This window comes from Streptomyces muensis (assembly GCF_021474425.1).
GTDB classification, from domain to species: domain Bacteria; phylum Actinomycetota; class Actinomycetes; order Streptomycetales; family Streptomycetaceae; genus Streptomyces; species Streptomyces muensis.
In genome coordinates this window covers 1-18,751 of the sequence record NZ_JAKEIP010000163.1, presented here as the reverse complement: position 1 = coordinate 18,751, position 18,751 = coordinate 1, and the positions used below count along the sequence as shown (strand labels likewise).

Annotated in this window: 17 protein-coding genes and 3 pseudogenes; 9 read left to right on the top strand and 11 right to left on the bottom strand. The window is 71.1% G+C overall.

Annotation, left to right across the window (positions count from 1 at the left end):
- Positions 1 to 109: 109 nt before the first annotated feature.
- Positions 110 to 412, bottom strand: a pseudogene (locus tag L0P92_RS29740) (transcriptional regulator); the annotation flags it as partial.
- Between the two features lie 91 nt (positions 413 to 503).
- On the opposite strand from L0P92_RS29740, the gene L0P92_RS29735 reads away from it, so the two are divergent.
- The 5 genes from L0P92_RS29735 (at position 504) to L0P92_RS29715 (ending at position 6,130) form a co-directional block, all read left to right on the top strand.
- Positions 504 to 1,721 carry an MFS transporter gene (locus L0P92_RS29735; protein ID WP_234766138.1) on the top strand — a complete coding sequence of 406 codons (1,218 nt, stop codon included), beginning with the start codon at positions 504 to 506 and terminating at the stop codon, positions 1,719 to 1,721.
- Between the two features lie 55 nt (positions 1,722 to 1,776).
- On the top strand, positions 1,777 to 3,123 hold the full coding sequence (locus tag L0P92_RS29730) for a sensor histidine kinase (protein ID WP_234766137.1): 1,347 nt from the start codon (positions 1,777 to 1,779) through the stop codon (positions 3,121 to 3,123).
- Entirely contained in the window at positions 3,087 to 3,731 is a 645-nt protein-coding gene (locus L0P92_RS29725; RefSeq protein ID WP_234766136.1) for a response regulator transcription factor, read from the top strand. The genes L0P92_RS29730 and L0P92_RS29725 overlap by 37 nt, the downstream gene beginning before the upstream one ends.
- 75 nt (positions 3,732 to 3,806) lie before the next feature.
- Positions 3,807 to 4,604 (top strand): SAM-dependent methyltransferase, encoded by a 798-nt coding sequence (locus L0P92_RS29720; RefSeq protein WP_234766135.1) that lies wholly within the window; start codon positions 3,807 to 3,809, stop codon positions 4,602 to 4,604.
- A 185-nt stretch (positions 4,605 to 4,789) separates the two neighbouring features.
- Entirely contained in the window at positions 4,790 to 6,130 is a 1,341-nt protein-coding gene (locus L0P92_RS29715) for a ferredoxin reductase family protein (protein ID WP_234766134.1), read from the top strand.
- Positions 6,131 to 6,178: 48 nt separating this feature from the next.
- Here L0P92_RS29715 and L0P92_RS29710 read toward each other — a convergent pair.
- Positions 6,179 to 6,919: pseudogene (locus tag L0P92_RS29710) on the bottom strand (alpha/beta hydrolase); the annotation flags it as partial.
- Between L0P92_RS29710 and L0P92_RS29705 the strand changes: the two are divergent.
- Entirely contained in the window at positions 6,915 to 8,012 is a 1,098-nt protein-coding gene (locus tag L0P92_RS29705) for a sensor histidine kinase (RefSeq protein ID WP_234766133.1), read from the top strand. The pseudogene L0P92_RS29710 and the gene L0P92_RS29705 sit on opposite strands and share 5 nt — an antisense overlap.
- Positions 8,013 to 8,571: pseudogene (locus L0P92_RS29700) on the top strand (response regulator transcription factor).
- A gap of 54 nt (positions 8,572 to 8,625) precedes the next feature.
- Here L0P92_RS29700 and L0P92_RS29695 read toward each other — a convergent pair.
- Both L0P92_RS29695 and L0P92_RS29690 read right to left on the bottom strand, forming a co-directional pair.
- Complete coding sequence (locus tag L0P92_RS29695) at positions 8,626 to 8,961, bottom strand: deoxyxylulose-5-phosphate synthase (RefSeq protein ID WP_234766132.1); 336 nt, start codon at positions 8,959 to 8,961, stop codon at positions 8,626 to 8,628.
- A 98-nt stretch (positions 8,962 to 9,059) separates the two neighbouring features.
- The gene (locus L0P92_RS29690) at positions 9,060 to 10,499 is read right to left on the bottom strand and encodes a pyridoxal phosphate-dependent decarboxylase family protein (protein ID WP_234766131.1); all 1,440 of its coding nucleotides are present in this window, start codon (positions 10,497 to 10,499) and stop codon (positions 9,060 to 9,062) included.
- 175 nt (positions 10,500 to 10,674) lie between these two features.
- Here L0P92_RS29690 and L0P92_RS29685 point away from each other — a divergent pair, with 175 nt between their 5' ends.
- Positions 10,675 to 11,163 (top strand): Lrp/AsnC family transcriptional regulator, encoded by a 489-nt coding sequence (locus L0P92_RS29685; RefSeq protein ID WP_234766130.1) that lies wholly within the window; start codon positions 10,675 to 10,677, stop codon positions 11,161 to 11,163.
- Between the two features lie 33 nt (positions 11,164 to 11,196).
- Here L0P92_RS29685 and L0P92_RS29680 read toward each other — a convergent pair whose 3' ends face one another.
- Positions 11,197 to 11,637, bottom strand: coding sequence for a DUF3592 domain-containing protein (locus L0P92_RS29680; RefSeq protein ID WP_234766129.1), 441 nt, complete (start codon positions 11,635 to 11,637; stop codon positions 11,197 to 11,199).
- Between the two features lie 728 nt (positions 11,638 to 12,365).
- On the opposite strand from L0P92_RS29680, the gene chvE reads away from it, so the two are divergent.
- Positions 12,366 to 13,451: a multiple monosaccharide ABC transporter substrate-binding protein gene (gene chvE / locus L0P92_RS29675; RefSeq protein ID WP_234766128.1), complete on the top strand. Its 1,086-nt coding sequence runs from the start codon at positions 12,366 to 12,368 to the stop codon at positions 13,449 to 13,451.
- Positions 13,452 to 13,543: 92 nt separating this feature from the next.
- Here chvE and L0P92_RS29670 read toward each other — a convergent pair whose 3' ends face one another.
- From L0P92_RS29670 to L0P92_RS29645, 6 genes are read right to left on the bottom strand one after another with little or no spacing between them, the layout of a single operon-like run.
- The gene (locus L0P92_RS29670; RefSeq protein WP_273634116.1) at positions 13,544 to 14,218 is read right to left on the bottom strand and encodes a CoA transferase subunit B; all 675 of its coding nucleotides are present in this window, start codon (positions 14,216 to 14,218) and stop codon (positions 13,544 to 13,546) included.
- Positions 14,215 to 14,970, bottom strand: coding sequence for a CoA transferase subunit A (locus tag L0P92_RS29665; protein WP_234766127.1), 756 nt, complete (start codon positions 14,968 to 14,970; stop codon positions 14,215 to 14,217). Before L0P92_RS29665 ends, L0P92_RS29670 begins: the two co-directional genes overlap by 4 nt.
- A 16-nt stretch (positions 14,971 to 14,986) precedes the next feature.
- On the bottom strand, positions 14,987 to 15,739 hold the full coding sequence (locus tag L0P92_RS29660; RefSeq protein ID WP_234766126.1) for an SDR family NAD(P)-dependent oxidoreductase: 753 nt from the start codon (positions 15,737 to 15,739) through the stop codon (positions 14,987 to 14,989).
- The gene (locus L0P92_RS29655; RefSeq protein ID WP_234766125.1) at positions 15,736 to 16,707 is read right to left on the bottom strand and encodes a fumarylacetoacetate hydrolase family protein; all 972 of its coding nucleotides are present in this window, start codon (positions 16,705 to 16,707) and stop codon (positions 15,736 to 15,738) included. The genes L0P92_RS29660 and L0P92_RS29655 overlap by 4 nt, the downstream gene beginning before the upstream one ends.
- Before the next feature lie 31 nt (positions 16,708 to 16,738).
- Positions 16,739 to 17,677, bottom strand: a complete 939-nt coding sequence (locus L0P92_RS29650) for a VOC family protein (protein WP_234766124.1) — start codon at positions 17,675 to 17,677, stop codon at positions 16,739 to 16,741.
- Positions 17,678 to 17,699: 22 nt separating this feature from the next.
- Positions 17,700 to 18,662, bottom strand: a complete 963-nt coding sequence (locus tag L0P92_RS29645; protein WP_234766139.1) for an amidohydrolase family protein — start codon at positions 18,660 to 18,662, stop codon at positions 17,700 to 17,702.
- Positions 18,663 to 18,751: the final 89 nt, after the last annotated feature.

Below are 18,751 nucleotides of genomic sequence, written 5' to 3'. Positions count from 1 at the left end.
CCCCCCCCCCCCCCCCCCCCCCCCCCCCCTTTTACACCCCCACCCGGCAAACCCCGATTATATACCTGGACACGTGGGATGGTTTATGTGTATAAGAGACTGGGTCGCCGGGGGCGGCCGACCGCACCCGGGCGACCACCTGCTCGAAGGTCTCTCCGTCCTTCGGGGTGGGGGTCATGAAGTCGGCGATCCAGGACCGGCCGAGGGCGGCGCGCACCAGCTGGGCGGTGATGGGGTCGGCGGCGAGGCGGGCGCGGTAGGCGGGCCGGTGAGTGTGGAGCCAGGCCTGCTCGCCGGGGTGTGCGGGGGTGCCCGAGTGCAGCAGTTTCAGGCTCGCGAAGGTCTCGGTGAACGGGGAGAGGACGAAGCGGCTGCGGACGAGCGTGTCCGCGTTGAGCTGCCACCACCCCATGCCCACCCCCCGGTGTTTCGCGTCCACCCCCGGTGTTTCGCGTCCGCGCGAAACAATACGACCCCCGCGTCCGGCACCGCAGACTCCGCGCATGCGCAGCTACCGCGAGCTCTTCCGCACCCCCGAGTTCACCCCGTTCTTCCTCGCCTCCGCGGCCCAGGGCGCGGCGCTGACGATCGGCGGGCTGGCGCTCGCCACGCTGGTCTACCGGGCCACCGACTCGCCGCTGCTGTCGGCGGTGAGCATGTTCGGGCCGCAGCTCGCGCAGATGCTCGGGGCGACCTTCCTGCTGTCGGGCGCCGACCGGCTGCCCCCGCGGGCGACGCTGAACTCCATCAGCCTCGCCTTCGCGGGCTGTATGACGGTGCTGGCGCTGCCCGGCCTGCCCGTCTGGGCGATCTTCGGGGTCGTCTTCCTCCAGGGGCTGGTCGCCTCGCTGGGCGGGGGAGTGACCGGGGGCCTGCTGAACGAGATCCTGCCCAAGGACGGCTTCGTACTGGGCCGTTCGGTGTTCAACATGGTCTTCGGGCTGGTGCAGGTCGTCGGGTTCGCGACGGGCGGCGCGCTGTTGGCGGTGCTGTCCCCCCGTGCCTGTCTGCTGCTGTCGGCGGCGCTGTACGCCACCGCGTCCCTCGTCTTCCGGCTCGGCCTGACGGCCCGCCCGCCGCGCGGCTCGGGCCGTCCGTCCGTCTCGGAGACCTGGCGCACCAACGCCCTCCTGTGGTCCTCGCGCCCCCGCCGCCTCACCTACCTGGGGCTGTGGATCCCCAACGGGCTGATCGTCGGCTGTGAATCCCTCTACGTCTCCTACGACTCCGGGGCCGCCGGCGCCCTGTTCGCCTGTGCGGCGCTGGGCATGTTCGTGGGCGATCTGACCGTCGGCCGCTTCGTACCGCCCGCCCTGCGCTCCCGCCTGCCCGTACCGCTGCTCCTCCTGCTGGCCGCGCCGTACCTGCTCTTCGCGCTGCGGCCCGGCATGCCCTGGGCCGCCCTGGCGGTGTGCGTCGCCTCCGTCGGCTTCGGCGCGAGCCTCGCCCAGCAGGAGCGCCTCATGGCTCTCACCCCCGACGAACTCGCGGGCCACGCCCTCGGGTTGCGGGCCGCCGGGATGCTCACCATGCAGGGACTCAGTGCCGCCCTCGCCGGCTCGATCGCCCAACTGACCTCGCCCGCTACGGCGATGACGGCCATGGCGGTCGCCTCGCTCGCGGTGACCGTGGCCTTGGCGGTGGTGGGCCGGGGGGACGCGCGGGACGCGGAGAGGGGAGTTTTTCCCACCGACTTCCGGTCCCGGGTGTCGCCAGAATGAGGGCACGGGGGCTTCGACCCCCGTACCGCACAGGCGACAGAGGGGAGCCAGACGTATGGACCGCGCTACGCGGCTCGGGGGGAACCGTCCGGCCGACGAGTCCAAGGAGCCCAAGGAGCTCAAGGAGCCCAAGGGGTTCTCCGTCATGGCCGGATGGGTGGGGCTGCGGCGGTCGCTGGCCCTGTGCTGGACGGCGACGGCGGCCTTCGGCCGGTCGCTGTCGGTCTGCGGGGCGATCAGCCTGATGGGACCCGGCCTCGGCCTGGTGCCGCGCGCCATGGAGGGGATCCGTGACCTGGCCGCCCATCGGCGCGAACTGGCGCTGCGCTGGTCGGGCGTGGAGATACCGGGGCCGCCCGGCCCGCTGCCGCCCGTGCCCGAGGGCGCCTCCGGGGTGGTCGCCCGCTACCGGTGGATCATGAGCGATCCGCAGACCAGACGGGAGTACGTGTGGGTGCTGGTCGACCCGCTGGCCGGCGCGCTCCTCGCCTGCCTCCCGCTCGCCCTGGTCCTGAGCGGCGCATGGGGGATCTTCCTCGCCTTCTTCGGCGTCCCGCTCTCCGCCGAGTGGGACGGACTGTGGTACCAGTTCATCCCGATCGAGGGGCGGGCCACCGCCGTGCTCGCCGGTGTCCTCGGCGCCCTGCAACTGCCGTTGGCCCTGTGGGCGGCGCCGCGCGTCGTGCGCCGGCACGCCCTGTACACCCGGGCGATGCTCGCCCCGAGCGAGAGCGAGCTGATGGCCGGCCGTATCCGGCATCTGGCCGCGACCCGCTCCGACGCCGTCGACACGCAGATGGCCGAGATCCGCCGTATCGAACGCGACCTGCACGACGGCGCCCAGGCCCGGCTGGTGGCGATGGGCATGACCCTGGACGCCGCCGAGAACCTCCTGGAGACCGACCCGGAGGCCGTGCGCGCCCTGCTCGTCGAGGCGCGCGAGTCCTCCTCCAAGGCACTGGCCGAGCTGCGCGACCTGGTCCGCGGCATCCACCCGCCGGTCCTCGCCGACCGTGGACTCGCCGACGCCGTACGGTCTTTGGCGCTGACCTGTCCGGTCCGCACCGAGGTCGAGATCGATCTGCCGGGGCGGCCCGAGATGCCGGTCGAGTCCGCCGCGTACTTCGCGATCTCGGAGGTCCTGACCAACGTCGCCAAGCACTCCGGGGCCGACCGGGCCTGGATCGACCTCCGTTACGATCACGGAACGCTGCGCATCACCGTCACCGACGACGGCCACGGCGGCGCGGACGTCTCGCGCGGCACCGGTCTGCGGGGCATCGAGCGCCGGCTCGCCACCTTCGACGGGGTGCTCGCCGTGAACAGCCCCGTGAACGGACCGACCCTGGTGACGATGGAGCTTCCGTGCGTATTGCCCTCGCCGAAGACCACTTCCTCCTGAGGGACGGACTCGTCCGCCTGCTCGGCGCCCACGGCCACGAGGTCGTCGCGGCGGTGGACGGCGGTACGGAGCTGCTGGACGCGCTCGTCGGCAAACGGCCGGACGTCGCGGTCGTCGACGTCCGGCTGCCGCCGACGTTCACCGACGAAGGGCTGCGCGCGGTGCTGACGGCCCGTGAGCAGCTACCCGACCTGCCGGTTCTGCTGCTCTCCCAGTACGTGGAGCCGCTCTACGCCCGGGAGTTGCTGGCGGGCGGCGGCCGGGGCGTGGGCTATCTGCTGAAGGACCGGGTCACCAACGGCGCCCAGTTCCTGGACTCCATCCGCCGGGTGGCCGAGGGCGGCACGGTCATGGACCCCGAGGTGGTCGCCGGGCTCCTGGTCCGCAAGGAGCGCGACGAGGCCGTGGGCAGCCTCTCCGCACGCGAGCGCGAGGTCCTTCAGTGGGTGGCGCAGGGGCGCTCCAACGCGGGGATCGCACAAGGCCTGTTCATCTCGGAGAAGGCCGTCGCCAAGCACATCGGCAACATCTTCACCAAGCTGGGCCTGCTGCCGACGGACGGCGACAACCGCCGGGTGCTGGCGGTACTCGCGTATCTGGGCCAGTGAGACCGAGCCAACTCACTTACGAGAGAGGGTAGTTGGCCTAGGTTGGGTGCTTCCCCGACCTCGTAGGAGCTCACCGTGTCCGACCCCCGCACCCGCATCGACACCTCCACCCCGCACTCCGCCCGCTTCTGGAACTACTTCGTCGGCGGCGAGGACCACTACGAGGTCGACCGGCGGCTCGGCGACGAGATCAAGGAGATCTTCCCCGGCCTGGTCGACGTGGCCGTCGCCAGCCGCCGCTTCCTGGGCCGCGCCGTACGGCATCTGGCCACAGAGGCGGGCTTACGGCAGTTCCTGGACGTCGGCACCGGCCTGCCGACCGCCGACAACACCCACCAGGTCGCCCAGCGCGTGGCCCCGGACGCCCGCGTCGTCTACGTCGACAACGACCCCGTCGTCCTCGCCCACGCCGGCGCCCTGCTCACCAGCACCCCCGAGGGCATGACCACCTTCCTCGACGCCGACCTCCACGAGCCCGAGGCCGTCCTGGAGGCCGCCGCCGGTACCCTCGACCTCACCCGGCCGGTCGCCCTGATGATCCTCAACACCCTCGGCCACGTCCCCGACCACGACCAGGCCCGCGACATGGTACGGCGCCTCCTGGCCGGCCTCCCCTCCGGCAGCCACCTCGTCATCAGCGACAGCACGGCCACCAGCGAGGGCATGATCGCCGCGTCGGAGGCGTACAACGCGAGCGGCGCCGTGCCGTACCACGTGCGCAGCATCGGCGAGATCGCCGCCTACTTCGACGGCCTCGACCTGGTGGACCCGGGCATCGTCCAGGTCCCCGAGTGGCGGCCGGACGTACAGGGGCCGACGGATCCGGCGACGGCAGCGGTGGACGCGTACTGCGGGGTGGGGCGCAAGCCCTGAGGAGGACCAGGCTCGGCCGGCAGTCCGGCGGCGGTCCTGAATTCGACCGTTCTGGCGTGAACGGATCGGGTCGGCCCTCCGTATGCTTAACCGATCGAGGTGCTTATCCGGACGAATCACTCGATCTTCATGGGTTGTGCATACGGGCCGCGAGTGCCGCGGCCTCGGGGGGATGTGAGGCGACCATGACGACGGCCAGCAACACGGTGCGCACCGGCACCGTGCTTCCGGTGGACGCGGCGCGCACGGCGATGTGGACCTTCGTCGTCGCCAACGCGGTGATCGTCGAGGTGCTGTTCGTCAGCGCCGGTGCGGGCAAGAACGGCGTGCTCACGGTCGCCAAGTTCTTCGGCCTGCACGCGGCGCTGCTGCTCCTGTTCCAACTGCTGCTGGTGGCCCGGCTGCCGTGGCTGGACCGCCGTATCGGCATGGACCGGCTGACCGTGTGGCACCGCTGGGTCGGCTTCACCCTGCTGTGGACCGTCCTCACCCACGCCACCCTGGTGGTGCTCGGCTACGCGACGCTCGACGACGCGTCCATGGGGAAGACGTTCGTCGCGCTGAGCGGGGTGCCGGCCTCCCTGCTGGGCATGCTCGCGGCGGCCCTCATCGTCGTGATCGCCGTGATCTCCACCCGCGGCCTGCGGCGCCGGCTCCGCTACGAGGTCTGGCACGGACTGCATCTGCTGCTCTACGTGGCCCTGGGCCTGGCGTTCGTCCACCAGTTGCAGGAGACGACGACGTTCACGTCCTCCGCGTTCGCCACGGCCTACTGGTGGATCCTGTGGCTGTTCGCCTTCGGCGCCCTGCTGACGGGCCGGGTGGTCGTGCCGCTGTGGCGCAACGCCCACCACCGGTTCACCGTCGCGGCCGTGGTGCCGGAGTCGGACGACGTGGTCTCCGTGTACGTCACCGGCCGCAATCTCGACAAACTCCCGGCCCGCGCGGGCCAGTTCTGCGTCTGGCGGTTTCCCGGGCACAACCACTGGTGGCTGGCCAACCCCTTCTCCCTCTCGGCGGCGCCGGGCCCACAGGGGCTGCGTCTGACGGCGAAGGCGGCGGGCAGCGCCAGCGCCGGCCTGCGGAGCCTCCCGGTCGGCACCCGCGCCTTCGTCGAGGGACCGTACGGGGCGTTCACCTCGCTGCACCGGACCCGGCCCGGCGCCCTGCTGATCGCCGGCGGTGTGGGCATCACACCCGTGCGGGCCATGCTGGAGGAGGAGGCGAGCGGGGACGTCGTCGTGCTGTACCGGGTGCGCGGCGAGGCCGACGCGGTGCTGCTGGACGAGGTGCGCCACCTGGTCGCGCTGCGGGGCGGGCGGCTCCACCTGCTCACGGGCAGGACCGCCGAGATCGGCGCCTCGCCCTTCGCGCCGGAGAGCCTGCACCGGCTGGTCCCCGACGTCACCGGACGCGACGTGTACGTCTGCGGCCCGCCCGCCATGACCGCGGCCGTGCTGTCGGCCCTGCGGGACCTGCGGGTCCCCGCGCGACAGGTGCATGCCGAGAGGTTCGGCCTGGCCTGAGGGGTGGGCGGGACGCCTGGAGGTGAGTCGCGTGTGCGCCAACGGTGCCTACGACGGCTCCGCCGCGCAGGCGAGGTCCCGCGGCGGGCGCTGACCGGTGGTCAGGAACGCGGTCGCCGCGTCCTTCGCGCACACGTTGCGGCCGAACGGGTAGACACCGTGCCCGCCTTGGTCGACGGTCACCATCCGGGCCCGCGGGCCGAGTGCCCGCCGCAGCTTCTCGGCGCCGGCCAGCGGCGTGCCCGGGTCGCGCTCGTTCTGCAGCATGAGCACGTTCGACGGGCCGCCCCGGCCGTCGATCCGGACCGGCGGCTCGACGGGTTCGCCCGGCCAGAACGCACACGGGACGATGCTCGCCGTGGACCCGCCCACCATCGGGTAGCGCTGCCGGTCGACCGCGGCGGCCCGCTGATAGTCCCGGACCCTCGTCGGCCAGCGTGAGTCGCCGCAGACCACGTAGTGGCGGGCGGCCAGCAGGTTCTCAAAGCCTGCGACGCCGTCCAGCGGCGGGACGGGCACCGGCTCGCCCCGGTCGAGCGCCTGCCATTCCCCGGCCAGCTTGGGCAGGGTCGCATCGCTGTAGAGGCGGTCGAACGTCAGCCCGCGAAACAGCGTCCCGTCGAAGTCGCCGACCGGTTCGGCGTCCAGCCGCCCGGCGAGTTCGAAGAACTTGGCGGTCACCTGCTCGGGCGTGCCGCCCTGGCCGTATGCGGGGTGCTTCGCCGCGTACGCCGCGAAGTCCGGGAAGCGGTCCGCCATCCCGCGGGCGAGGGACCGGAAGGCGGTGACCTACACCGGGGTGCTGCTGCGGTGGCACACGGGCGAGACGGGCTGGTGGTTCCGCTTCGGTGATCCGCTGGTGGCGCTCGGCTGCCTGACGGTGCTTCCGTGGCGGCGGCGGTTCCCGCTCCCCGTCGCGATGACGGTCGCCCTCGCTTCGGCCGCCTCGGCAGCCGCCATCGGCGCGGTGCTGCTGGCGCTGGCCTCGGTCGCCACCCGTCGCAGGCCGGTGGAGATCGGGATCGTCGTGCTGGCGTACGTGACCGGGGCACAGTTCAGCGCCGGGTTCTACCCGGCCCAGACCTCGCCGGGCTCCTGGTGGATCCAACTCGCGCTCCTGGCGCTGACCGCGGGCATCGCGGTGGCCGTGGGCACGGCCGTCGGGGCGCGGCGGGACGAAGTACGGTCCCTGCGGGCCCGCGCACAGAGCGCGGAGCGCGAACAGACGGTGCGCGCGGCACAGGCACGCGCCATGGAACGCAACCGGATCGCCCGCGAGATGCACGACGTACTCGCGCACCGCATCTCCCTGGTCGCCATGCAGGCCGGAGTGCTGGACCACCGCGGCGACCTCGGAACCGAGGAGAGCCGTGTGCTGCTCCGCGGCATCACCGACGGCTCCCGCCAGGCGCTCGAAGACCTACGGGACGTCCTCGGCGTCCTCCGCGCGGACCCGGAACGCCCGGAGCCGCCCCAGCCCTCCCTGCACCGGATCCCCGAACTGGTCGCCGAAGCACGCTCGTCCGGGCTGGACGTCAGGCTCTCCACCACCGTGGCGGGACAACCGTCCGACGTCCTCGGACGAACCTGCTACCGGATCGTCCAGGAAGCCCTCACCAACGCGGCCGAACACGCCCCGGGCGCACGCGTACGGATCACCCTCGAAGGAACGCCGGGCGAAACGCTGCACGTCGTCGTCCGCAACTCCCGTCCCACCGCGCCCCTCGCACCACCCCCGAGCTCGGGTTTCGGCCTGCTCGGCCTCACCGAACGCGTCACCCTCGCCGGCGGCGGCATCACCCACCACCCCACACCCGACAAGGGCTACCTCCTGACCGCGCACCTACCCTGGCCGAACCACCACGGCGAAGAGAGAACCTGAGTGGACACCCCGCGAAAGCCACCGGTACGAGTCGTCATCGTCGACGACGAACAACTGGTGCGGATGGCGCTGCGGCTCGTCATCGACGCCGAACCGGACCTGACCGTCGTCGCGGAGGCCGCCGACGGGGACACCGCGCTCACCGTCGTGGCCGAACAACGCCCGGACGTCGTACTGATGGACGTACGGATGCCAGGCCGCGACGGCCTCAGCACGACCCGCGAACTCCTCACCCGACCGGCCCCGTCACGGGTGCTCATGCTGACCACCTTCGACTCCGACGAACTGGTGCTGGGCACCCTGCGCGCCGGAGCACTCGGGTTCGTCCTCAAGGACACCCCGCCGGCAAGGCTCCTCGACGCCGTCCGGACCGTCGCGGACGGAAACCCCACTCGAAACCGCCCGAGCCATCGCGGACGGTCTGGGCAACCCGGAGATCGCCGCCCGCCTACGCATCAGCGTCGCCACCGTGAAGGCACACACGAGCAGCCTCTTCACCAAGCCGGCCGTGGAAAACCGCGTCCAGATCGCCCTGTTGGTACGCGACGCGGACCAATGACCGAGGTCACCGAATCCGACCGTGCGCGGTGCAGCGCCTCCCGCCCACGTGCTGCTACGGCACGTTGTAGCGGACCAACGCCCTAGCGAACGGCTCTCCGGTGGCCCGCGCGTATGCCATCCGCTCGCGCACCTCGCTGAGGGTCCGTGGGCGGTAACCGGGCCCGCCACAACAGCTCTTGTGAAAGCGCACACCGGCGTGCAGCAGCACGGAGAGGGTGCGCCAGGCGGCGGTGTCCCGCCTCTTGGGCGCCGCGAAGGCGGAGCCGACGTGGATCAGTGCTCCGGCGCAGCGTGGACAGACCCGGTCGTGGTCGTGGTAGCCGGGGTAGGGCTGCTTGTACGAGGCCCGGCAGGGCAGACACACGTACGAGGTCTTTCCATGGGCCATGCGGCAAGGGTAGGGGCGCTGCGGGCTCGGGCTCCACAGATTTCCGGCACGCTCCTCAGATTTTCCGGCACGCTGCAAGCGCACGCAGCCTGAGATCGCTACGCGATGGTGTCGCGCTTGGCCTCGGCGGTGATGATGTCGAGTGCCTCGGCGATGCGGTCGTGGTGGGTGCGGTGGGAGACCACGCAGACGCGCAGGGTGTAGCGGCTGTCGACGACCGTGCTGGAGAGCACGATGCGCCCGTGGCCGTTGATCCGCGCCAGCAGGCTGCGGCTCGCCTCGTCGGCCCGCTCGGCCGCGGCGCGGCTGCCGTCGGCGGGACGGACGCGGAAGATCACGGTGGACAGGTCCGGGCGCTGTGGAACCTCCAGCTCGGGGACGCCGGACAGCGTGTCGTGGACGTGTTCGGCCAGGTCGAGCTTCTCGTCCAGGGCCTCGCGGAAGGCGTCCACCCCGTGCAGGTGCAGGGGGAGCCAGGCCCGCAGACCACGGATCTCGTGGGTCAGCTCGGGCCCGAGGTGACCGGAGTCCGGGACGCTCCCGCCCGCCCCCATGTCCTGGAGGTAGCTGCCGGTGCCGTCGTGCGCGGTGCGCAGGGCGGCGAGGTCGCGGACGACCAGGGCGCCGGTGCCAAACGGCATGAACAGGGTCTTGTGCGGGTCGAGGGTGATCGAGTCGGCCTCCTCGAAACCGGCGAGGCGTTCCGCGCCGCGTGCGGTGAGCCGGAAGAAGCCTCCGTAGGCCGCGTCGACGTGGAACCACACGTCCTCGCGGCGGGCCAGGCCGGCCAGCTCAGGCAGCGGGTCGACGGTGCCGGTGTCGGTGGTGCCGGCGGTGGCCACCAGCAGGAACGGCCGCAGTCCGGCGTCCCGGTCGGCACGGATCATCGCGGCGGCGGCGTCGGGGTCCATCCGCAGGTCCGGGGTGTGCGGCACGGTCCGTATGTGCGCGGCGCGGATCCCGGCGAGGCGGGCGGCCTTGGCGACGGAGTGGTGGGCGAAGGCGGTGGTGTAGACGGTGCCGCCGGCGAGATCCTCGCCGAGCCGGTCGTGCCGGGCGGCGACCGTCGCGGAGAACGTGGCCATCGAGCCACCGCTGGTCAACAGCCCGCCACTGCCCTCCGGCAGCCCGCACACCTCCCGCGCCATCCAGCGGACCACGCTCTCCTCCAGCGCGGCGAGCGCCGGGGCGACCGAGGCCAGTCCGCCGTAGCGGTTGACGGCACGGTTGTAGAACTCGGCGAGCGCGGCCGAGTACAGACCGCTGCCCGGGATGTACGCCAGGTGGCCCGGCCCGGCCGTCTCCAGAGCGCAGTCGGCGGCCTCGTCCAGGCGCGCGAGCAGGGCCTTCAGGTCACCGCCCCGGTCGGGCGGCGGCGCCAGAAAGGACTCCACGAGCTCGGCCTCGGCCCGCGGCGGCAGGGGGCTGGTCGCGGGGCGGGCCGCGAGCTTGTCGGTGCGATCGACGACACGGTCCAGGACGAGACGGCCCATTTCGGTCATCGTGGCGCGGTCGGGTTCCAGGGGGAAGGGGTGCATGAGGCAGTCCGATGGCGGTGAGAGGGATGCAGAGGCGCCGACGGAACCGGCCTGGGGGCCGCCGCGGCGCGTGACCAGAATGCGCCGCCGAACCCGGCACACGATGGCGTAGTGACCGCCCGCACGGCCCCTCAGTGCACAATCATTCGCCGATCCGGCCGATACGCTGCATTTCATGCCACGCCCTCTGTACGACCGTATCGACCGGGCGATCCTGGACCACCTCCAGCGCCACGGCCGCACCCCCAACGTCGACCTCGCCGACGCCGTACGCCTGTCCCCCTCGTCCTGCCTGCGCCGCACCAAGGCGCTGGAGGAGGACGGGGTCCTGGCCGGCTACCGGGCCGACCTGGACCGCGAGCGCCTCGGGCTCGGGCTGACGGTGTTCCTCTCCCTCAAGGTCGAGCACTCCCGCACCACCGCCCAGGTGGTCGAAGAGGCACTGAAGGCGATCGACCACGTGGTCGCCTGCCACGTCGTGTCCGGCGACGCCGACTTCCTCGTCGAGCTCGCCGTACCGGACCTGCGCACCTTCGAAAGAGTGCTCACCGACCAGATCCTGGCCATCGGCCCCGTCCGCGACGCCCGCAGCACCTTCTGCATCCGCACCGTCATCGACCGAGGCCCGCTCCCCCTCAACTCCTGGCGCGCCCCGCGTACATGACCGGACGCCACGGTTTCACCGGCTTCGGGAACATCAAATCCGGTGTCGCTGCCGATCCCGAGGACTCCGGCCAGGCCCCGAGCCCGCGCGCCGCCGCCGCGCCACGAGGATCGCCGATACGGCCGACATCATCAGGAAGAGCAGGGCGCCCGCGCCCGACATCACCGTCAGAACAGCTGCCCCGCCGCCCCCGACATCCTCCTCACGGGCGACCACCCGCGGATCGTCCGCCTCGTATCGGACGGTCAGCCGGGCGCCGACAGAGCTCTTGCCACCGCCGCTGCCCACCGGCAGATCCGCCACCACAGTCCGCCCCTGGGCCTCGAACCTGACCTGGCACTGCCCCGCCATACAGGCACCGCTCCTGTACAAGGTGGCCTGAGCCCGCTCGCCGTCTTCGAGGGAGCGCAGGTGCTGGGCCGCCGGGAACATCACCAGCGCCGACAGCGCGCCCAGCAGCAGCGCGAGCGCCAACGACGTCAGTAGGGCCGCCCGAGGCCCCAAGCCACCTACGGCCGTGCCCCGCTGGTGTGCGCCGGAGGCGCCGGTGTTCGCTGTGCCGTCCAGGTCTCCCCCTCGGATTCGGTTCTCACGCGTGGACCACGCTTCGTAGCCGTGCGCTGAACAGGCTAAGCAGGGAGCGGAGTTGGCATCACGTGTCGAATCGGCACACTGGACGCGGCCCGGCTGCCTGATGTCGGCAATGAAAGCCGCGTCACAGCCGCACCTTCTGTAACCGTTCCAGTTCACACTGTTGACACTCTCCTCACTTACCTCTAATGTCGCGCCAATATTTCGAACATGTGACTAAATTTCGAACGTTGAGAGGCGAGTGCCCTGTGCGTTGCCGAAATCAGCACGCATGTGGTCGGAACGCGGCACCGATTCGAACCAAGTGCCGGGCCGCCCCGACCCCGACGACCTCGGCGGCCATGTGCGGATCCACGAGGGCCCCGAGCCGAACCGTCACGGCGCACGGCTCCGTCTGAAGTCCGGTCCGTCCAGGGCGCCCCGGGTTCCACCTGCGCGACCCCCAGCCGCGGGACCCGGCCACCCTCGACACCGCCCGGGAGCGGGTGCGGCGCGTCCCGTTCGTTCTCGACCTCTCCGCCGACTGCCCGGCAGCCCGCTCCACCGCTTTCCCTCGACGTCTGATACGCCGTCATCCCCTCAACGACGAGAAGGACAAGGAACGAATCACGATGTTCAGTCGAAGAACCGTCCTCACCGGAGCCGCCTCCCTCGGCCTCACCCTGTCCGCCTGCAGCAAGGGCAGTGAGGGCGGCTCGGGGGACAGCTCCGAGGGGGGCACCGTCGGCGTCGCCATGCCGACCCGGTCCTCCGAGCGCTGGCTCACCGACGGCAAGAGCGTCGTGGACGACCTCAAGGTCAGGGGGTACAAGACCAAACTGGTCTACGGCGACGACGACCCGAAAGCCCAGGTCTCACAGATCGGGAAACTGATCCAGCAGGGCGTCGACGCCCTGATCATCGCGGCCATCGACAACAAGTCCCTGAACGCCGTACTTCAACAGGCCGCCGACGCGGACATCCCGGTGATCTCCTACGACCGGCTCATTCTCGGCACCAAGAACGTCGACTACTACGTCTCCTTCGACAACGAGATGGTCGGCATGATCCAGGCCCACTACATCATCGACAAGCTCGGCCTGGAGGACGGCAAAGGCCCGTTCAACATCGAGCTGTTCGCCGGTTCCCCCGACGACAACAACACCAAATACTTCTTCGACGGCTCGATGACCCACCTGAAACCCTTCCTGGACAGCAGGCAGTTGGTCGTCCAGTCCGGCGAGACCAAGCTCAAGCAGATCACCACCCCGCGCTGGGACGGCCCCACCGCGCAAAAGCGCATGAGCGACATCCTCACCAAGTGGTACCGCAGTGAGCAGGTCGACGCGGTCCTGTCGCCGTACGACGGCATCTCGAGGGGCGTCCTGTCCGCGCTGAAGTCGGCCGGCTACGGCTCCGGCATCAAGCCCCTCCCCGTCATCACCGGTCAGGACGCCGAACTGGCGTCGGTGAAGTCGATCATCGCCGGTGAGCAGTCGCAGACCGTCTACAAGGACGTCCGCCGGCTGGCCGAGGCCGCCACGTCCATGGTCGACGACATACTCCACGACCGGGTGCCGTGGGTGGACGACTCCATGGGCTACAACAACGGCGTCAAGGCCGTGCCGGCCGTCCTGCTACAGCCCACGGGCGTCGACAAGACCAACTACGACACCCTCGTCACGGACGGCTACTTCACCGCCGACGAGCTCAAGTAGCGACACTGAAGGACCTACCGGGCTTGGCCGCGTTCGGGCCGTGGTGACGGGCCGCTGCCCGAACCTGCGAGCGGGGTCGTCGACGACCGCGTTCAGCAGGCAGCGGTGACGGCGGCGGTCCGCAGGGGCGCGGCCGTCTTCGCGGTGATCTCGTCGAGGGTGATGCCGGGTGCGGTCTCGACGACGGTGAGGCCGTCGGGTGTGACGTCGAGGACGCCGAGGTCGGTGATGACGCGGTGGACGCACCGTTCGCCGGTGAGCGGCAGGGTGCACTCGGTCAAAATCTTCGGGCTGCCGTCCTTGGCGGTGTGCTCCATCAGGACGATGACCCGGCGGGCGCCGTGGACCAGGTCCATCGCCCCGCCCATGCCCTTGACCATCTTTCCGGGGATCATCCAGTTGGCCAGGTCACCGCGTTCCGACACCTGCATGGCGCCCAGCACCGCGGTGTCTATGTGACCGCCGCGGATCATGCCGAAGGACAGGGCCGAGTCGAAGAAGGACGCGCCGGGCAGGACGGAGACGGTCTCCTTGCCCGCGTTGATGAGATCCGGGTCGACCTCGTCCTCCCTCGGATACGGACCGGTGCCGAGGATGCCGTTCTCCGAGTGCAGCACCACATGCACGCCGGGCGGGAGGTGGCCGGGGACGAGTGTGGGCAGGCCGATGCCGAGGTTGACGTAGGAGCCGTCGGTGAGTTCGGCGGCGGCGCGGGCGGCCATCTGGTCGCGGGTCCAGCCCCGGGGCGTGTCCATCGTCGTGCTCATGCTCGTACCGTCCTCTTCTCGATCTGTTTGTCGGCGGCCTGAGCGGGGGTGAGCTCCACGATCCGCTGGACGAAGACGCCGGGGACGTGGACGGCGTCCGGGCTCAGCTCGCCCGGTTCCACGAGCTCTTCGACCTCGGCGATCGTGATCCGGCCGGCCATCGCCGCGAGCGGGTTGAAGTTGGCCGCGGCGCGGCGGAGGACCAGATTGCCGTGCCGGTCCCCCCGCCAGGCCCGGACGAGGGCGAAGTCGGTGGTGATGGCGTGCTCCAGGACGTGCGGCCGGCCGTGGAAGTCGCGGGTCTCCTTGGGCGGGGAGGCCACGGCGACCGAGCCGTCCGCCGCGTACCTCCACGGCAGACCGCCGTTCGCGACCTGGGTGCCCACACCGGCCGGGGTGTAGAACGCGGGGATACCCGCGCCGCCGGCGCGCAGTCGCTCAGCGAGTGTCCCCTGCGGCACCAGCTCCACCTCCAGCTCGCCCGACAGGTACTGGCGGGCGAACTCCTTGTTCTCGCCCACGTAACTGCCCGTCACGCGGGCGATCCGGCCGGCGGCGAGCAGCACGCCCAGCCCGCGGCCGTCCACGCCGCAGTTGTTCGACACGACCTCCAGGCCGGTGGCGCCCTGCGTGTGGAGGGCTTGGATGAGCACCTCGGGGATGCCGCTGAGGCCGAACCCGCCGACGGCGAGTGACGCGCCGTCGGGGATGTCGGCGACCGCCTCCGCGGCGCTCGAACAGACCTTGTCCATGGGTGAGAGGGCCTTTCTACTCCTGCTGGGCGCGTACGGCGTCCGAGAGGGACTTGACGCCGCCGTGCGCGGTGAGTCCGCCGTCGACCGGGATCTCGGCGCCGGTGATGAAGGACGACTCGTCGGACAGGAGGAAGACCACGAGCGGGGCGACCTCGTCCACCGTGCCGGTGCGGCCGAGTGGGGTCTCGCGGATGTTCGCCTCGCGGAAGGCGGGCGCGGCGGAGGCGGTCATCTCGGTCTCGATGAAGCCGGGGTGGATCGTGTTGACGCGGATGCCGCGCGGGCCGAGCTCCATGGCCGCGGTCTTCGACAGGCCGCGCAGTGCCCATTTGCTGGTCGTGTAGGCGACCGGGTAGTGGGCGGTGAGAGCGGCGGTGGAGCCGACGTTGACTATGGACGAGCCGGGCGGCATCAGCGGCGTCAGGTGCTGGATGGCAAGGAGCGGGCCGGTGACGTTGACGGCGTGGACTCGGGCGAAGTCGTCGGGGGTCACCTCGCCGAGGCGGGCGCGCCAGGTGATGCCCGCGTTGTTGACCAGGCCGTGCACCTGGCCGTACGACTCCCTCAGTTCGGCGGCCAGCTCCGCCCAGTGCTCCTCGTCGGTGACGTCGAGGCGGCGGCAGCCGGGTGCCTCGGTCACGTCGGTGGCGATGACGCGGGCGCCTTCGCGGGTCAGGGCCTCGGCCTCGGCGGCGCCCTGGCCGCGCGCGGCGCCGGTGACGACGACGACCTTGCCGAGGAGCCTCTTGGGGTGCAGATCGTTCACGGCCGCTCCCGGCTGCGGCGGCGAGCGGTCGGCAGCGGCTGCGGATTCCTGCCCGCGACCACGGTGTTGGAGACGGTGCCGATGCCCTCCACGGTGAGGGTGACGGTGTCTCCCGGCTTCAGCGGGGGCGGGGACTGCTCGCCCCGGACGCCCCACAGCTCGGCGAGGCAGCCGCCGTTGCCGCAGGTGCCGGAGCCGAGCACGTCGCCGGGGCGGACGACGGTGCCCCGCGAGGCGTAGGCGACCATCTCCTCGAAGGTCCAGCTCATGTTGGACAACAGGTCCTTGCCGACGACCTCGCCGTTCACCGAGGCGGTCAGCGCCAGGCGCAGAAATCCGTCGGTGTCGCGGTACGGCTCCAGCTCGTCGGCGGTGACCAGGTACGGGCCGAGGGTGGCGGCCGTGTCCTTGCCCTTGCACGGGCCGAGGCGGACCTGCATCTCGCGGGACTGCAGGTCGCGGGCCGACCAGTCGTTGAAGACCGTGTAGCCGATGATGTGGTCCCGTGCCTGTTGGGGCGTCAGGTCCCGCCCCTCCCGGCCGATGACCGCGGCGACCTCCAGCTCGAAGTCGAGGACTTCGCTGCCCGGCGGCACCGGGACGTCGTCGTGGGCGCCGATGACGGCGTACGGGTTGGTGAAGTAGAACGTCGGGGCGTCGTACCAGGCTTCGGGCACCCCGCCGACGCCGTCCACGGACCGTCGTACCCCTTCGACGTGTTCCTCGAAGGTGACGAAGTCCCGCACGGTGGGCGGCTGAAGCGGTGGCAGCAGCCGCACCTCGGACACGTGAGGGCCCGGCGGGACGTCGAGCGTGGCGGCGCCGGCGCGCAGGAGCGCGTCGAGTCCGTCGCCGCACCTGATCAGCTCCGTGAGCGAGCACGCCCCGGGAACCGGGTGGAGGGTGCCGTCCTCCTCGACGACGGCGACGCGGTGTTGTTGTTCGTGTTCGTAGGCGGCGAATCGCATGTGCGGCTCCAGGTTCCGACGGGCTGGGGGATCAGACCGGGGGAGCGACGAAGCAGCCGCGGTCGACATCGTTGAACGACTCCTTGGCGACCAGCTCGTTCATCGGGTTCGCCGTGCCCCACTGGTCGGTGACCTCGGGCTGGGAGAAGTCGTAGACGTGGGGGTGCCAGGTGTCCTCGTCGAGGAGCTCCAGCTCGGTGGTGTACTCGACCGTGTTGCCCTGCGGGTCCAGGAAGTAGGTGAAGGTGTTGTCGCCTGCCAGGTGCCGGCCCGGGCCCCAGATCTTGCGGAAGCCGGCCCGGAGGACCCGTCCGGAGCCCCGCATGTATTCGTCGATGCCGCGCATCTCGAAGGAGACGTGGTGCAGGGCGGTGTGCGGCCCCTGGGCGATGGCCATGGAGTGGTGCTGGTTGCTGATACGCATGAAGTGCATCGCCTCGCCCATCCGCGGATGCATCAGCGTGTCGGAGAGCCGGAACCCGAGGTGACGCTCGTACCACTCCCGAGTGCGGTTCAGGTCCGGGGAGTTGAGGACGACGTGCGACAGCTTGACCGGGATGGCCTCCTTCTCCTCGATCTTGCGGTGCTGCCGGGCCTCGACATCGGCGGTGACCTCGATGGTGCGTCCGTCGACGTCGAAGAAGCGGAAGCCGTAGCCGCCTCCGGGTGTGTCGACCTTGCCCGGCTGGGAGATCAACTGCACGCCTCCCGCGAGGAGTTGCTCGGCAAGGGTGTCCACGTCCACCGCGTTCGCGGCGCCGTACGAGACGAGATCGAGGCGCTTCTCCTCGGCTTTGCGCAGCCGCACCACGTACTGCTCAGGGCTGCCCTCGGCGGCGAGGAAGGAGATGCCGGAGTCCTCGGCGACCTGGGTCAGGCCCCAGACGCCGGCGTAGAAGTCGAGCTGCTTGTCGTAGTCGGGCACGGCGAGGTCGACGTGCCGCAGATGGGTGAGCAGGCGTGCGCTCATGGCGGGTTCTCCTGTTCGGGGGTCAGGTCAGGCGCAGCAGCGTTGTCGCGTTGCCACCGCGCACGGCGTGGAAGTCGTCGTCGGGCAGGCGTGCGGCGCGCAGTGCGCCGACGGGGTCCTCGGTGCCCATGTCGAAGGGGAAGTCGGAGCCGAGCAGCACACGGTCCGCGCCGGCCGAGCCGATCAGCGCCCGCAGGACGTGCGGGTCGTGGACCAGGGAGTCGAAGTACAGGCGCTTGAGGTAGCTGCTCGGCAGGTGGGCGCAGCCGGCGCCCGCGTCGGAGCGGGCCGACCAGGCGTGGTCGGAGCGGCCGATGTGGGTGGGCAGATAGCCGCCCCCGTGCGCGGCGATGACCTTCAGCTCCGGGTGCCGGTCCAGCACCCCGGAGAAGATCAGGTGCGAGAGGGCGACGGCGTTCTCGGTGGGCTGACCGACGGTGTTGGACAGGTACCACTGGTCGAGGCGCTCGTCGAGCGTGCAGCCGAAAGGGTGCAGGAAGAGGATCGCGCCCGTCTCCTCGGCCCGGGTCCAGAAGGGTTCGTACGCCGGATCCGACAGCTCCCGGCCCGGCGCGTGCGAGGAGATCTCGACACCCAACAGGCCCATACCCATGGCGAGTTCGAGCGCGCGCACCGCCGATTCCGGGTGCTGCAGGGGGACGAGGCCCAGACCGTGCAGCCGGCCGGGCGCCTGGGCGCAGTGGGCGGCCGTCGCCTCGTTGGCCAGGCGGTACACCTTCTCCGCCGTCCCCTCGTCCGCCCAGTAGTGGTAATGCGAGGGGGACGGGCTGACCAGCTGGACGTCCATACCCTGCGCGTCCATCGCGGCCAGTCGTACGGCGACGTCCGTCAGCCTCGGGATGCGCTCGGCGACCATGGGGCCGCTGACGGCCAGGGCCGCGGGCCCGTTGCGGCGGGCGTCGAGGGCCTTGGCCTCCGCCAGGCCCGGCAGGCCGGCCACCAGGGCCTCGACCTCGGGGATCAGGACGTGCGCGTGTACGTCGACAGTCGGGGAAGTGCGCGCGTCCGTGCTCGACGAGGGGCGGGGGTCGCGCTGGGGGCGGCTCCCAGCGG

Excerpts from the sequence above, each read along its gene's own strand:
- L0P92_RS29730 (WP_234766137.1), top strand. The coding sequence starts at position 1,777 with ATGGACCGCGCTACGCGGCTCGGGGGGAACCGTCCGGCCGACGAGTCC.
- L0P92_RS29650 (WP_234766124.1), bottom strand. The coding sequence starts at position 17,677 with ATGAGCGCACGCCTGCTCACCCATCTGCGGCACGTCGACCTCGCCGTG.
- L0P92_RS29670 (WP_273634116.1), bottom strand. The coding sequence starts at position 14,218 with ATGAGCACGACGATGGACACGCCCCGGGGCTGGACCCGCGACCAGATG.
- L0P92_RS29655 (WP_234766125.1), bottom strand. The coding sequence starts at position 16,707 with ATGCGATTCGCCGCCTACGAACACGAACAACAACACCGCGTCGCCGTC.
- chvE (WP_234766128.1), top strand. The coding sequence starts at position 12,366 with ATGTTCAGTCGAAGAACCGTCCTCACCGGAGCCGCCTCCCTCGGCCTC.
- L0P92_RS29695 (WP_234766132.1), bottom strand. The coding sequence starts at position 8,961 with ATGGCCCATGGAAAGACCTCGTACGTGTGTCTGCCCTGCCGGGCCTCG.
- L0P92_RS29735 (WP_234766138.1), top strand. The coding sequence starts at position 504 with ATGCGCAGCTACCGCGAGCTCTTCCGCACCCCCGAGTTCACCCCGTTC.
- L0P92_RS29715 (WP_234766134.1), top strand. The coding sequence starts at position 4,790 with ATGACGACGGCCAGCAACACGGTGCGCACCGGCACCGTGCTTCCGGTG.
- L0P92_RS29665 (WP_234766127.1), bottom strand. The coding sequence starts at position 14,970 with ATGGACAAGGTCTGTTCGAGCGCCGCGGAGGCGGTCGCCGACATCCCC.
- L0P92_RS29690 (WP_234766131.1), bottom strand. The coding sequence starts at position 10,499 with ATGCACCCCTTCCCCCTGGAACCCGACCGCGCCACGATGACCGAAATG.
- L0P92_RS29685 (WP_234766130.1), top strand. The coding sequence starts at position 10,675 with ATGCCACGCCCTCTGTACGACCGTATCGACCGGGCGATCCTGGACCAC.